This window comes from Virgibacillus sp. FSP13 (assembly GCF_054048505.1).
Genome location: NZ_JBSVKG010000013.1, coordinates 36492 through 50792, shown reverse-complemented (window position 1 = coordinate 50792; position 14301 = coordinate 36492). Strand labels below are relative to the sequence as shown.

Genomic DNA, 14301 nt, shown 5'->3' with positions numbered 1-14301 from the left:
TTCCACTCTCAAGATATCATTACCCGCTTATTAGGAAATTCATGTATTCTAAATGGAATTTCTTTTAAATTGCGTATTCAAAGTCTACCAAATTTTGGGACCAGATACACACAAAAAAACCACAAAACACACAAATGATTTTCACCATTTGTGTTTTGTGGTTTCTCCATTTCTCCGTCCCATGTATTAACTTATTTGTATCATATCATATCTTTTGCTTTTCGCAAAGGATTTTACTTAAAAGCCTGTGCCGCTTTAACTGCTTTTTTCCATCCATCATACAGTTGCTCACGTTGGTTTTCATTAATTTTTCCTTCAAATGTATGATCCATTTTCCACTGTTCAGCAATTTCTTCTTTACTTTCCCAATATCCAACCGCTAACCCTGCTAAGTACGCAGCACCAAGTGCAGTTGTTTCATTAATAACAGGTCGTTCAACTGAAACGCCCAGCATATTACTTTGGAATTGCATAAGGAAGTTATTTTCAACTGCTCCACCATCAACCCGAAGCGTTTTCAAATCAATTCCGGAGTCGGCAATCATCGCATCTACCACATCACGCGTTTGGTAAGCAAGCGACTCTAATGTAGCTCTGACAAAGTGTTCTTTCGTTGTACCACGCGTAAGGCCAAAGACCGCACCACGTACATCACTATCCCAATACGGAGTACCTAAACCAACAAATGCGGGGACAACATATACACCCTCTGTTGAATCTACCGCCTTTGCCAATGATTCACTCTCCGGCGAATTATCAATTATTTGTAGGCCATCACGTAACCATTGTATCGCCGAACCAGCTACAAAAATACTCCCTTCCAATGCATATTCTACTTTTCCATCAACACCCCATGCTAGTGTCGTTAATAAGCCATTGTCTGATTTTACACCTTCATCACCGGTATTCATCAGCATAAATCCGCCAGTTCCATAGGTGTTTTTCGCCATCCCTTTTTCAAAGCATGCCTGACCAAATAATGCCGCTTGCTGGTCACCGGCAATGCCTGCAATTGGTACTTCATGTCCGAAAAAGTGGTAGTCGGCCGTTTTTCCATACACTTCCGATGACTGTTTCACTTCTGGTAGCATTAACTTCGGTACACCAAGAATATCTAGCAATTCATCATCCCATTGCAGATCATAGATATTGTACATTAACGTCCGGGAAGCATTTGAGTAGTCCGTAATATGTTTTTGCCCACCAGTCAATTTGTAAACAAGCCATGTATCAATTGTTCCAAATAATAAGTCACCATTATCTGCCTTTTCCCGTGCACCTTCCACATTATCCAAAATCCATTTAACCTTTGTGCCTGCAAAATATGGATCGATTAATAATCCAGTTTTATCACGAAACAGATCATTGTAACCTTGTTCTCTTAGTTCTTTACAAATATCCGTTGTTTGCTTAGATTGCCAAACAATCGCTTTGTATATTGGCTTACCGGTATTTTTATCCCATACAACAGTCGTTTCTCGCTGATTCGTGATCCCAATCCCTGCTATTTGCTCTGGTTCAACATCAGATTTCCGTAACACATCTGTAATACACGCTAAGATCGATGTCCAGATTTCATTCGCATTGTGTTCAACCCAACCAGGCTTTTCAAAGAATTGCTCAAATTCCTTCTGTCCAGTCTCGACAATCTCCCCATGATGATTAAATAATATGGCACGTGAACTCGTTGTGCCTTGATCAAGTGCCAAAATATACGTATCCATTGAAATTCCTCCCTATTTACTTTATTTTCTCGATCATTCCTAACGTCCGTTCCATTTTTCTGCTATTTTATACATACTACTATTCACCTATATTATAACGCAGAAAATTCTATTCCATTGTTAGTATGACATTGGAATAGAATTTTTATCATTTATAATAATACGAATCACGTATCAGCATCTTCCATCATCCGCTTCTCCATTTCTTCCTTCGTATATATCAAACGCATTGGATTTCCACCAACGAATGACCCAGCTGGAACATCTTTATGCACAAGTGTACCCGCAGAGACAATTGCCTGATCACCAATTGTAACCCCCGGCAGAATTGTCGAATTTGCTCCAATCATAACCTCATCACCAATTATGACCCTACCAATCCGATATTCCTTAATCAAATATTCATGCGCTAAAATCGTTGTATTATAACCAATAATACTATTGCTTCCAACCGTTATTTTTTCGGGAAACATCACATCTGGCATAACCATCAAGGCAAAAGCGGTTTGTCTGCCTACTTCCATACGTAAAAACGTCCGATACAGCCAATTTTTCATTGTCAAAAATGGGGTGTAACGTGCTAACTGAATCACAATGAAATTTTTCATCACTTTCCAGAAAGGAACAGTCTGGTAAATTTGCCACAATGAATTTGCTTTGTTTACCTGATATCGGTTCGTGTTACGCATGACTCACACCCCTAAAATCGATAGTAAATCTCTGAAATCGTCCAATATATAGGTTGGGTGATATCTTTCTAACATCTCTTTTCCTTTTAATGACCAAGCAACACCAGCTGTTTGAACCCCTGCATTCTGTCCTGCTTCGATATCATGTGAATTGTCTCCAACCATTAATGTTGATTCTACTTTTGCATCCAGCTCATGCATTGCTTTGATAATTGGCTCTGGGTGTGGTTTTGCATGTGTGACATCATCAAGTGTTATAACGGTATCAAAAAAGTGATCCATACTAGTCAACTTCAATCCTTTCTCAACTGTATGCCACATTTTGGTTGTCACAACACCAAGTTGGATGCCTTGCTCCTTTAAACGTTCCAGTGTTTCTATTACATAAGGGAAAGCAGTGACATATTCATCATGATGTTGTAAATTGTGCTGACGATATGTTTCCACCATTGCATCTGCTTGCGATGGATCCAAGGTTTCAAACGATTCTTTTAATGGAGGTCCAATAAATTCAATCGCTTTTTCTCGTGTAAAATTTTTCCCATAGTAATCAAACGTATGCTTGAAAGAAGCAATAATTAATTCATTCGTATCAATCAATGTACCATCAAGATCAAAGAGTATTGTATGAGTGCTCATGTGATGTTTCCTTCCTTTTGTAATATTCTGGTCGTTTCCACAAAAAAGAGATGGTGATTGTTAGTAATATTGCCGTTATTAGTCGAATTACAAGCAATGGCCAAACCGGTATCCCCAGCGGAATAAATATAACGGTATCTTCCACAACAGCATGACAAGATACTAAAAAAATCAACGCCAAGTACATATCCCTTTTCGAAACACCGTCTTCTTTTACCGCTTGGATCATTAAACCTGCACCATAGGCTAACCCAATTGTTAACCCCGCTACAAGTGTCATAGACGTGTTTTTTTCCATACCAAGCAATTTTGTGAATGGAGCCAAACCATTCGATAATTTGGTTAAAAAGCCTTTTTCCCGCAAAAATTGCATGATGATCATGAGTGGTATGACAATTAATGCTAATTGCGCTACCGCAACGATTGCCGTCTGGACCCCTTGACTAATGATTTCAAACCATCCATTTAAAGCTCGCTCAGATGGTGAAATAAAGCCATATTGTGCAGGTTCGGCACCGCCAGACCATAGCAAATTTATGATAACAGCAGCAATTAGGGCAAGAACAATTCGAATACCGGATATCAACCAGCCACTGACACCCACCTTAGCAGCAACTGTCGATTCAATAAATAAATTATGTGAGAATGACAGCATAACTGCTAAAATAAACACTTCTTTAATAGAGAAATCAAATGACACAATTGCTGCAATTCCCGCATATAAATTCAATGAGTTTCCCAGCACTAATGGTACTGCTGCTTCACCAGGAAGACCGATAAAACCCATAACAGGGCTTAGCTGCTTAATAATCCATGGTAGTATCGATGTATATTGTAGAATTGTTACAATCAAGGTAATCGGAAAGATGACTTTTCCTAATGTAAAGGTAACATGTGCCCCTTGACGAAGACCACGATAAAAAATTCCAGTCAATGCATCATTCCTCCTTTAAGAAAACTGTTTATTTCTTTTTCGGTTTTATTTTTGTACCATCGTAACGATACTTAGCCATCCCAGATTTTCGACGATAGATAATTAACGCAATACCCACTACGATGATAACAATAGAAATCACTTGTGCGGCGCGCAGTCCTCCAGATACTAGGCTATCTGTACGCATTCCTTCGATAAAGAAACGACCAACAGAATACGTCATCGCGTAACTTAAGAACACTTCACCACGAACTGGATTGAATCTACGCAAGAATAACAAGAAGATAAACACAAGAATATCCCAAAATGATTCATATAAAAATGTTGGGTGATACATGATCCCATCAATACACATCTGATTCATAATAAAATCAGGTAAATATTGATGAAAACTATTATATGTAGCTTCTGTAATTGGGCCGCCATGTGCCTCCTGATTCATAAAATTACCCCAGCGACCAATTGCCTGCCCTAATATAATACCCGGAGCAAGAACATCTGCCAGCTGCCAAAACGATACTTTCTTCACTCGTGAGAATACGATCGCAGTCAACACAGCACCAATTAATGCCCCATGAATTGCAATCCCGCCATTCCAAATGGCAAAAACATCCCACCATGTTCCACCTTCATATTGTTCCCATTCAAAAATCACGTAATAGATGCGGGCACATATAATCGCAATAGGGATCGCAAATACAACTAGATCCACGACTAAATCTTTTTTCAGCCCAAGTCGGTCTGACTCCCTAGTTGCCAAATATAGTCCTAAAAAGGCACCAAATGCAATAATGACCCCATACCAGTAAATGGTTAATGGACCTATTTCTAAAAACACACGATCCAGTGTAGGTGCACTACAAGTCACAAAAATCACTCCTATTCCATGCCATCTTTTTCCTGATCAATCATGGTTGTTAACCTCTCGGAAAACTCTTCTGCTGCATTAACACCCATTCGTTTTAAGCGAAAGTTCATCGCTGCAACTTCAATAATAACAGCAAGATTTCTCCCTGGACGAACAGGAACGGTCGCTTTTGGAAGCTTTACATCCATAATTTTCATTGTTTCCTCATCCAAACCAAGCCGATCATATTGTTTTTTCTCATCCCATAATTCCAAATTAATGATTAATGAGATTTTTTTGTAGCTGCGTACTGCACCTGCGCCAAATAATGTCATAACATTAATGATTCCCAGCCCGCGAATTTCCAGCAAATGTTCAATTAAGGCTGGTGCATTACCAATCAAACTATCGTAATCTTCTTGACGGATTTCTACACTATCGTCCGCTACCAGGCGATGACCACGTTTTACCAGTTCAAGTGCAGTTTCACTTTTACCAACACCACTTTGCCCCGTTATAAGTACCCCTACACCATAAATATCTACAAGCACACCATGAATAGCCGTAAATGGTGCGAATTTTGCTTCAAGATAGTTGGTTAATCTACTAATCACCCGTGTAGTTTTTCTAGGTGAATGTAGAATAGGTACACCAGATTTATTGGCAGCATCAATTAACACTTCTGGGATATCCATCCCCCTACTGACGACAATTCCTGGTGTAATATCTGTGCACAGCTTTTCTACCCGATCTCTCTTCTGTTCATCTGTCAAATCCAAAAAATAGGCCATCTCTGTTTTCCCAATAAGTTGTAAGCGCTCTTTTGGATAATACTTAAAATATCCCGTCATTTCAATTCCTGGACGGGAGATATCACTTGTCGTAATTTCTCTATGTATCCCATCTTCCCCAGCAACAAGTGTCAAATTAAAATTTGCCAATAAATCTTTTGTACGTACTTTTTCCATATAATGGTACCTCCAGTCAAACACACAATAACTGCTTTTTATTGTAGCACATTTTTTGTTATGCAATATAGTGAAACACTACGATGAATTCTTGGATAAACAAAAGGGCTTTTTTCTAAATGACTGTTGCTTTACACAATAGATATAAAATGCGACGTAACTAACGCGGAAACATCAGCCTGAAAACGAAAATATCAACCCGATCGTGGAATCATCGACCCGAGCACGTGTATCAAAGTAACTTATTTTCTTGTAACGATAATCCAATCTTCATTTCAATGTTCGCATTCTCTATCAACTACGAAATTAAATAAACAAACATTACGAAAGATTTTTAAAAATATATATGTCAGTTGTAAATGAAACTTTTTGCAACAGGTAACCGTATATATAATTAGGATTTTTATCAGCTATAAAAAAGGAAAGTCCCAATAAAAGGAGGCGAAATATATGCCTAAACGATTAACCAGATCAATTATGGATCGTAAAATTGCGGGAGTATTAGGAGGAATTGCCGAATACTTTAATATAGATGCTACGATTGTAAGACTTGTATTCATTATCGCTTTAATCTCAAGTGTATTTACGTTGTCATTGATTTACCTTGTAGCAACAATTATTATTCCAAATGAGGGTGAGGTGCATTAATGTTCCTACGCTGGCGGGGAAATTTCACCGAGACCCAATTTATGCTTCGCAGGTATAATGCCTGCGATTTTTTGTTGACTTTTTTCGCAATGCTTGTTGTTTTTAATTCGTAGTTAGAAAATGCAACACAGCGACACAAATTGAAATGAAGATTGGATCATCGTTACGGAAAAACACTTTGCTTTGATACGCGGGCTCGGGTTGGTGTTTCTGTTTTTAGGTCGATGTTTTTCGCGTTCGGGTCGATGATTCTGCTTTTGGGTTGATGTTCCCGCGCTCAGGTCGATGATTCCGCTCTCGGGTTGATGGTTCCCGCGTTAGTTACGTTGCAGTTTATATCTATTGTGATAAAACAAATAAAACAGCCTGTAAAAAGTATAATAGGTTACCATAATCGGTAACCTATCATTTTCCTGGATCTGATCCTAGTACTTCCATATATAAAATTGCTCTTTACCTAGTACCTTTTTTGCACCTTCATTTACTGCTGCATCATCTTCTTGACTCTCTCTAAACTGGTCCATAATACCGAAAGCCTGTGATTTATGTGCTGAAATAGCTGCTAACTTTTTATCAAAAGCGCCCGTAACATCATTTTTCACATCAGGCTTACCTAATTCGTCAGCAGAATCATTTGAAATTGCTTGTGCCCATACAGTTGGACGCGTATCCTCATCCATCAGCCGAACAGCTTCAATGGCGGCTGCACCTAACGCATTATGATCAGGATGTACTGCATATCCAGGATAATGGGTGATCACAAGACTTGGTTGAATTTCTTCTAAAATGCCTTTTAGATGGTGGGCAACTTTGTGACGATCCTCAAATTCGATTGTTTTATCACGATAGCCAAGCATTCGTAATTCAACATCAAGTGCCTTACATGCATTTATTAACTCTTCCTTACGAATCTCCGGTAATGTTTCGCGATTGGCAAATGTAGGTTTCCCCATGTTGCGACCCATTTCACCCAATGTTCCACATAAGTATGTAACAGGTACACCCTGTTCACGAAATTCCGCAATTGTTCCTGCTGCACCAAACGATTCATCATCTGGATGCGGGTATATAACAACAACATGTTTTTCCATTTTATCACCTATCCCCTCTAGAAATGCGATTTTCAATATCGAAATGGTGTCTCACTAACTTCTAGCGATACCATTAAACGTCCTTCACGATCATGTCCAGCTAGTAGTAACTGATTATCTCCCTGTATCATCCAATCCGTTAATCCTTCAGCATATATCCAACCAAATTCCATTTTTAGTCCAGCACGATATGCTTTTCCGTCACCAACAATTTTTGCCTGGGAAAATTTCACTTTAGCATTACGAATATAGGCTCCAACATTGTATGCTTTATCATCAAAATGACTTGCATATGCACCATTGGTTGTTTCTAAATGTACATAGACGTCTTTATTAATAAAACGTTCAAATGTTTCTTGTACTTTTTCGATTTCAATTGGTTTCATTGCTTTGCTCCTCTCCAGAAACTTCTCTTTTTACATTACCTAAATGAAGGGAATGCGTCAAAAAATTTGACCGCTTACCGATTTCGTTAGATTAATTGATTCAGCGAAGGTTCAGCAAGCTAAAACTAGTTTTAAATGATTTCTGTCAGACCAGTTCGAACAGAAAAAGACAGTAAACCCATAAAGGACTTACTGCCTATAACATCACTTTGAACCAACTCTCTCTTTCTCCTCAAGCACTTCTTCCATCCGCTTTCGATCACGTTCCAGAATGGGCTTCAGATAACGTCCTGTATACGATACTTCAGTTTCCGCAATTTGTTCTGGTGTTCCCGTTGCAATAATTTGCCCACCACGGTCTCCGCCTTCAGGACCGAGATCAATGATATGATCGGCTGTTTTAATAACGTCAAGATTGTGTTCAATAATTAAAACAGTGTCACCATTGTCAACCAAACGTTGGAGTACATTTAACAATCGTTTAATGTCATCTACATGTAATCCTGTTGTCGGTTCATCTAAAATATAAAATGATTTGCCATTGGATCTTCGGTGCAATTCACTAGCTAATTTCACCCTTTGCGCTTCCCCACCGGATAATGTTGTGGCAGGCTGACCTAGTTTGACGTATCCAAGTCCAACATCATAAACGGTTTGCAGCTTTCGTTTTATCTTAGGGATATTGGCAAAAAAGTCCAGTGCTTCTTCAACGGTCATCTCCAAAACATCAGCAATATTTTTGCCTTTGTATTTCACTTCTAATGTTTCCCGGTTATAGCGTTTGCCATGACAAACCTCACACGGAACATAGACATCCGGTAAAAAGTGCATTTCAATTTTTATAATGCCATCACCTCGGCATGCTTCACAACGTCCACCTTTTACATTAAAGCTAAAACGTCCCTTTTTGTAGCCGCGAATTTTGGCCTCATTCGTTTGTGCGAACACATCACGGATATTATCAAACATACCCGTATAGGTTGCCGGATTCGACCGTGGAGTTCGTCCAATTGGTGATTGGTCAATATCAATTACTTTCTCAATGTTATTTATCCCATTAACTTTTTTATGTTTTCCCGGCTTATGTTTTCCACGATAAAGCTCTTTAGCTAATGATTTATATAAAATCTCATTTACCAACGTACTTTTACCCGAGCCGGAAACACCCGTTACGACTGTCATTAACCCAAGAGGAAACTTAGCTGTTACATTTTTTAAATTGTTTTCTTCAGCACCGACTACTTCAATTTGCTTTTTGGTTGGTTTTCGACGTTTGACTGGAAGGGGAACAAATTCCTTCCCCGCTAAATATTTACCGGTTAAAGATTTCTTGTTTTTCATCACCTTCTCAGGTGTCCCACTCGCGACAATTGCACCACCATGCTCTCCTGCACCAGGCCCAATGTCAATTAACCAATCGGCCGCAAGCATTGTGTCTTCATCATGTTCGACAACAATTAATGTGTTGTCCAAATCACGCATCTGTTTCAACGTATTAATTAAGCGATCGTTATCACGCTGATGTAAGCCAATTGATGGTTCATCCAACACGTATAATACACCTGTTAATGCAGAGCCAATTTGTGTTGCTAAGCGGATTCGTTGGGCTTCTCCACCAGAAAGTGTCCCGGCAGCACGGGATAATGTTAAGTAATCAAGCCCAACATTATTTAGAAACTCAAGACGATTACCAATTTCCTTCAAAATCATTTGAGCAATTTTTTCTTCCTTTTCGGTTAGATTAAGACTATTGAAAAATTCTTTTGCCTCGGTAATGGAAAAGTCTGTAACCTGACTGATGTGCAAATTATTTATCAATACAGCAAGTGCTTCTTCTTTTAATCGATATCCATTACAGGTAGGACAATTTTTATGGGCCATGTATTTTTCCAGCGTCTCCCGAATAAAGTCTGATGATGTTTCCCGAAAACGTCTCGCAATATTATTTAAAACCCCTTCAAACATAATTTGGTTGTCACGTACATTACCAAAATCGTTCACATAATGAAAATGGACTTTTTCCTTTCCACTCCCATTTAGAATAATGTCTAGTTGTTTTTTTGGTAGTTTTTTAATCGGTGTATCCATATCAATTTCATAATGGGTACAAACACTTTTTAATAGCTGCGGATAATACTGCGAACTAATTGGTTCCCAAGCGGCAATCGCGTGTTCATTTAACGTTTTATCCCAATCTGGAATAACCAAATCAAGATCAACCTCCAAGTTGGTTCCTAATCCATCACAAGTTGGACACGCTCCAAATGGGCTATTAAAGGAAAATAGGCGAGGCTCCAGTTCACTGATCGAAAATCCACAAATCGGACATGCATGGTTTTCACTAAATTTTAATTCCTCTTCACCAATCACATCGACAATTAGATTGCCTTCACCAAGAGCTAAAGCTGTTTCAATTGAATCACTTAGGCGGCCGGCAATCCCATCTTTTACAACGATCCGGTCTACCACAACCTCAATTGAATGCTTTTTATTTTTCTCGAGTTTGATTTCATCCGTTACCTCACGCATCTCTTTATCTACACGAATCCGGACATATCCTTCTTGTTTTAACTTCTCAAACGTTTGGACATGTTCCCCTTTACGTCCAGAAACAACTGGGGCAAGAAGTTGTAATTTAGTGCGCTCTGGATATTCCAAAATACGATCAACCATTTGTTGTACGGTTTGTGAGCTAATTTCGATACCATGTTTTGGACATGTCGGGCGACCTATCCGAGCGAAAAGCAGACGTAAGTAATCATAGATTTCTGTAACTGTTCCGACTGTTGAACGTGGATTCCTACTCGTTGTCTTTTGATCTATCGATATCGCAGGAGATAGTCCTTCAATTGCATCAACGTCAGGCTTATCCATCTGTCCTAAAAACTGGCGTGCGTATGCAGAAAGGGATTCAACATAACGGCGCTGGCCTTCCGCATAAATTGTGTCAAATGCAAGTGATGACTTACCTGATCCTGATAAGCCAGTTAAGACAACAAGTTTGTTTTTCGGAATGTTTATATCGATGTTTTTTAAATTGTGTGCTCTGGCACCTTTTATTTGTATAGATTTACTAGGCATAAGACGGTCATCCTTCCGCTTTTAGTTCAAGAACAATATCGCGCAATTCTGCAGCTTTTTCAAAATCAAGCGCCTTGGCTGCATCTTTCATTTCTTTCTCCATATTCTCGATAAGTTTTTTCTTTTCCTTCTTCGGTAACTTCGAAATATCCTTCGTCTTTTCATCATATGTTTCCTGATCTTCGGCTGCAATGGTTGCTTGAATTACATCGCGTACATCTTTTTTAATTGTTTTCGGAGTAATATTATGTGCATCATTATATGCCATTTGCTTTTCACGACGACGATTCGTTTCATCGATCGCAACCTGCATGGATTTTGTAATTTTGTCAGCGTACATAATAACTTCACCATGTTCATTTCTTGCTGCACGCCCCATCGTTTGGATTAACGAACGGTCGGAACGTAAAAATCCTTCCTTGTCTGCATCTAAAATAGCAACGAGAGAAACTTCCGGTATATCAAGCCCTTCACGTAATAAGTTAATCCCAACGAGTACATCATATTTTCCTGTTCGCAAATCACGAATAACTTCGATCCGCTCCAATGTTTTTATTTCCGAATGTAGGTAAGCAACTTTTATACCAAGCTCTTTTAAATAATCCGTTAAATCTTCCGCCATCTTCTTCGTCAGTGTCGTAACGAGCACTCGCTCATTGCGCTCTGTTCGCTCATTAATCTCACCAATTAAATCGTCAATTTGTCCCTTAATTGGGCGAACGTCTATTTTGGGATCCAACAAACCAGTTGGACGAATAATTTGCTCAGTCATTTTCGGTGAGTGCTCCATCTCATACGGTCCAGGAGTTGCCGAAACGTAAATGAGCTGATTGGTTTGTTTCTCAAATTCACCAAATTTCAATGGTCGGTTATCCAATGCTGATGGAAGCCGAAATCCATGATCAACTAACACTTGTTTTCTAGCTCTGTCACCATTATACATCCCTCTAATTTGTGGTAACGTAGCATGCGACTCATCGATCACCACCAGGAAGTCATCCGGAAAATAATCAAACAGCGTATATGGAGTTGCCCCTTCCTCGCGCAACGTCAAATGCCTTGAATAGTTTTCAATTCCCGAACAAAAGCCCATTTCTTGCATCATTTCTATATCATAATTTGTCCGTTGTTCTAGTCGCTGCGCTTCCAGCAGTTTGTTTTGATCACGTAATTCTTTTAATCGTTCTTCTAGCTCTTTTTCAATATTTTCAATCGCTTTCTTCAGTCTTTCCTCCCGTGTAACGAAGTGGGAAGCAGGGAATATCGTTACGTGTTCCCGGTCACCAATTATTTCCCCTGTTAGTGCATCAACTTCACGGATTCGGTCTATCTCATCACCAAAAAATTCAACTCGTAAACAATGCTCTTCTCGTGAAGCTGGAATTACTTCAACAGAGTCCCCCCGCACACGGAATGTACCACGTTGAAAATCAATATCATTTCTTGCATATTGAATATCTACCAAATCACGCAACAATTGATCACGTTCTTTTTCCATTCCCATCCTTAATGAAAGCATGTGACTACCATATTCTTCTGGTGAACCTAGCCCATAAATACAGGAAACACTAGCAACTACTAAAACATCACGTCGTTCAAAAAGTGATGACGTCGCTGAGTGGCGTAATTTATCGATTTCATCATTGATACTAGCATCTTTCTCAATAAATGTATCTGAAGAAGGTACATATGCTTCTGGTTGATAATAATCATAAAAACTTACAAAATATTCAACAGCATTGTTCGGGAAATATTCCTTAAACTCACTGTAAAGCTGACCCGCCAATGTTTTATTATGTGCTATGACAAGTGTTGGTCGATTGATCTCCTTGACAACGTTTGAGACAGTAAATGTTTTCCCTGTACCCGTTGCACCAAGTAGTGTTTGATGGCGTTGACCCGCCAACACTTTTTCAACTATTTCTTTTATTGCTTTCGGTTGATCTCCCTGAGGCTCATATTTAGCCACTAGTTCAAACTGTTCTTCCACAAGGCAACCTCCGTTCATCTTCAGAATCATCTTGCCATTATTCATCTAGTTTAACATAAACACGAACAAATATTCTAACATTTTGCTTATTATTGCTACTGACCATTGTACCCGAATTTCAACCAATAAAATCATTCTTTCCTAAACACAAAAACACCAGCCAGTCGCTGATGTTTTTTATTTTGTACGGGTAGCTATTAACTTGTCAACAATTGTGTATATTGGTTCACCAACAAGATTTTTGTGATATGCATTGATTGTTTGCTGGTACTTTTCCCTTTGATGGCTGTTTGAGAAAAAGTTAATAATTTGATGTTCCAAATCGTTTAGTGTTGCTCGTATTACCAATCCTTGCTGCTGCAACTGATCCGCGTTAATTTCCTCTTGACCCGGCAATGGATTATAAACAAAAATCGGTTTTTTCTTTTGTAAACTTTCACTTATGGTGACACCGCCTGGCTTTGTCACAACAGCATCCACTTGTTCATATAAATCATTCATCTCGTCTCTGCTTGTTATATAAGAATGGGGGATTACATTCGGGTTACCTCTCCGTTTAATTTCTTTGAACAACTTTATATTTTTACCACATAAAATATGAAACCGCAGACGATCTTCCCATATTTTATCCAGTAAACGCGCTATTGCTCCAACCCCAAGACTTCCTCCAGTAACAAGCAGTGTGATTTCCCTTGTTGTCTGCCGCTTCTTTCTCTGTTTCGAAAATGAAGCATGGACTGGAATACCTGTAATAAAAATACGATCAGCTTGAATTCCTTGGGCTACTAAGTAATTTTTGACCATAGCAGTTGGGACAAAATGATAATCAATACCATGTAAGCCCCATACACGATTAATGAAGTAATCCGTATACACATTAATAATTATCGCATCAAGCTGTTTTTTCTCTTTTAAACTACTGGCAATCATGGAAGGAAGCGCATGTGTACAAAAAATTATCCGAGGCTTTTTCTCCTGGATCAATCGCTTAAAAAAATATGTAAATAATAATTCGTAGAGAACATGACGACCGGAGTGAACATTTCGGTTATATGCTGCATGCTGGTAAAGCCAATTATAAACATTCGGGAATCGTTTGATCCACGCCAAATATGTGGATGACACTGCTTTCTCGATTTTTCCATAACTATAGGATAAGATATCCACTTTATCACAAGTTATTTTTTGCTCACAATTTTTCAAATCATGTATTAACGCATCTGCAACATGATGATGCCCTGTTTGAATTTGCATAAATGGCAAAAACAATGCTGCTATTCGTTGATTCATTGCGATCATCTCCA

12 protein-coding genes are annotated in these 14301 nt (G+C 38.8%); 1 reads left to right on the top strand and 11 read right to left on the bottom strand.

Annotated features, from left to right (window positions below; genetic code table 11):
* Positions 1-233: 233 nt before the first annotated feature.
* From glpK to hprK, 6 genes are all read right to left on the bottom strand, one after another.
* A complete protein-coding gene (glpK, locus tag ACW2QC_RS12290; protein ID WP_457544269.1) occupies positions 234-1724 on the bottom strand; it encodes a glycerol kinase GlpK in 1491 nt (496 codons plus the stop codon).
* Between the two features lie 167 nt (positions 1725-1891).
* Positions 1892-2413, bottom strand: coding sequence for an acyltransferase (locus ACW2QC_RS12285; RefSeq protein ID WP_457544268.1), 522 nt, complete (start codon positions 2411-2413; stop codon positions 1892-1894).
* 3 nt (positions 2414-2416) lie between these two features.
* Positions 2417-3052 (bottom strand): pyrophosphatase PpaX, encoded by a 636-nt coding sequence (gene ppaX, locus ACW2QC_RS12280; RefSeq protein WP_457544267.1) that lies wholly within the window; start codon positions 3050-3052, stop codon positions 2417-2419.
* Complete coding sequence (locus ACW2QC_RS12275; protein WP_457544266.1) at positions 3027-3986, bottom strand: nucleoside recognition domain-containing protein; 960 nt, start codon at positions 3984-3986, stop codon at positions 3027-3029. Before ACW2QC_RS12275 ends, ppaX begins: the two co-directional genes overlap by 26 nt.
* A gap of 28 nt (positions 3987-4014) precedes the next feature.
* Positions 4015-4854 carry a prolipoprotein diacylglyceryl transferase gene (lgt, locus tag ACW2QC_RS12270; protein ID WP_457544265.1) on the bottom strand — a complete coding sequence of 280 codons (840 nt, stop codon included), beginning with the start codon at positions 4852-4854 and terminating at the stop codon, positions 4015-4017.
* 11 nt (positions 4855-4865) lie between these two features.
* Positions 4866-5801 carry an HPr(Ser) kinase/phosphatase gene (gene hprK / locus ACW2QC_RS12265; RefSeq protein WP_457544264.1) on the bottom strand — a complete coding sequence of 312 codons (936 nt, stop codon included), beginning with the start codon at positions 5799-5801 and terminating at the stop codon, positions 4866-4868.
* Positions 5802-6251: 450 nt separating this feature from the next.
* Here hprK and ACW2QC_RS12260 point away from each other — a divergent pair, with 450 nt between their 5' ends.
* Complete coding sequence (locus ACW2QC_RS12260) at positions 6252-6449, top strand: PspC domain-containing protein (protein ID WP_106496691.1); 198 nt, start codon at positions 6252-6254, stop codon at positions 6447-6449.
* Between the two features lie 425 nt (positions 6450-6874).
* Here the strand turns inward: ACW2QC_RS12260 and bshB2 are convergent, their stop codons facing one another.
* The 5 genes from bshB2 to ACW2QC_RS12235 all read right to left on the bottom strand — a co-directional run bounded on the left by bshB2 (position 6875) and on the right by ACW2QC_RS12235 (position 14287).
* Positions 6875-7540: a bacillithiol biosynthesis deacetylase BshB2 gene (bshB2, locus tag ACW2QC_RS12255; RefSeq protein ID WP_457544263.1), complete on the bottom strand. Its 666-nt coding sequence runs from the start codon at positions 7538-7540 to the stop codon at positions 6875-6877.
* A gap of 32 nt (positions 7541-7572) precedes the next feature.
* Positions 7573-7926 (bottom strand): YojF family protein, encoded by a 354-nt coding sequence (locus tag ACW2QC_RS12250; protein WP_457544262.1) that lies wholly within the window; start codon positions 7924-7926, stop codon positions 7573-7575.
* Positions 7927-8130: 204 nt separating this feature from the next.
* Positions 8131-11007 (bottom strand): excinuclease ABC subunit UvrA, encoded by a 2877-nt coding sequence (gene uvrA / locus ACW2QC_RS12245; protein ID WP_457544261.1) that lies wholly within the window; start codon positions 11005-11007, stop codon positions 8131-8133.
* Between the two features lie 7 nt (positions 11008-11014).
* Positions 11015-12997, bottom strand: a complete 1983-nt coding sequence (uvrB, locus tag ACW2QC_RS12240; protein ID WP_457544260.1) for an excinuclease ABC subunit UvrB — start codon at positions 12995-12997, stop codon at positions 11015-11017.
* 177 nt (positions 12998-13174) lie between these two features.
* Positions 13175-14287, bottom strand: a complete 1113-nt coding sequence (locus ACW2QC_RS12235) for an MGDG synthase family glycosyltransferase (protein WP_457544259.1) — start codon at positions 14285-14287, stop codon at positions 13175-13177.
* Between the last annotated feature and the right edge of the window lie 14 nt (positions 14288-14301).

What these genes read in the sequence shown, in the direction of transcription:
- glpK (WP_457544269.1), bottom strand. Translation starts at nt 1,724, where the DNA reads ATGGATACGTATATTTTGGCACTTGATCAAGGCACAACGAGTTCACGT.
- ACW2QC_RS12260 (WP_106496691.1), top strand. Translation starts at nt 6,252, where the DNA reads ATGCCTAAACGATTAACCAGATCAATTATGGATCGTAAAATTGCGGGA.
- ACW2QC_RS12250 (WP_457544262.1), bottom strand. Translation starts at nt 7,926, where the DNA reads ATGAAACCAATTGAAATCGAAAAAGTACAAGAAACATTTGAACGTTTT.
- hprK (WP_457544264.1), bottom strand. Translation starts at nt 5,801, where the DNA reads ATGGAAAAAGTACGTACAAAAGATTTATTGGCAAATTTTAATTTGACA.
- bshB2 (WP_457544263.1), bottom strand. Translation starts at nt 7,540, where the DNA reads ATGGAAAAACATGTTGTTGTTATATACCCGCATCCAGATGATGAATCG.
- ppaX (WP_457544267.1), bottom strand. Translation starts at nt 3,052, where the DNA reads ATGAGCACTCATACAATACTCTTTGATCTTGATGGTACATTGATTGAT.
- ACW2QC_RS12285 (WP_457544268.1), bottom strand. Translation starts at nt 2,413, where the DNA reads ATGCGTAACACGAACCGATATCAGGTAAACAAAGCAAATTCATTGTGG.
- uvrA (WP_457544261.1), bottom strand. Translation starts at nt 11,007, where the DNA reads ATGCCTAGTAAATCTATACAAATAAAAGGTGCCAGAGCACACAATTTA.
- ACW2QC_RS12235 (WP_457544259.1), bottom strand. Translation starts at nt 14,287, where the DNA reads ATGAATCAACGAATAGCAGCATTGTTTTTGCCATTTATGCAAATTCAA.